The organism is Sphingobium sp. LMC3-1-1.1 (genome assembly GCF_040676285.1).
Classification (GTDB): Bacteria; Pseudomonadota; Alphaproteobacteria; order Sphingomonadales; family Sphingomonadaceae; genus Sphingobium.
This window is the reverse complement of record NZ_JBEGHQ010000076.1, coordinates 1-269: the sequence shown is the minus strand read 5'-3', so window position 1 is coordinate 269 and position 269 is coordinate 1. Positions and strand designations below refer to the sequence as shown.

General features: G+C 52.0%; 1 protein-coding gene. It reads left to right on the top strand.

The window, feature by feature from the left end:
• Positions 1–34: 34 nt before the first annotated feature.
• On the top strand, positions 35–269 hold a 235-nt coding region (locus MRBLMC3_RS21155), incomplete at its 3' end, for a hypothetical protein (protein WP_363832124.1).

Sequence of the window (269 nt, the reverse complement as noted above, 5' to 3'; positions counted from 1 at the left end):
ATCCTCGTATTGATCTACAATTAAGGCTGGAAAAGTGGAAGTCGTTCAAGAAACCAACAAATGTCCAACCGCAAATAGCCTGGATTTCGCCGCGACGATCATCAATGCCCAGTCTCGCCTCGAAAGGCTGCCCAACAGAACTCAAACGCGTCTGCAGATTCTTGAAGGCCTTCTCACCAGCGCGCGTGACCAGGTGGCCCGCGGCGAACTTCTGACTCATGCTGAAATACGCCGGCTCAATAAGGCTTTCGATGACTTGACGCACCGTA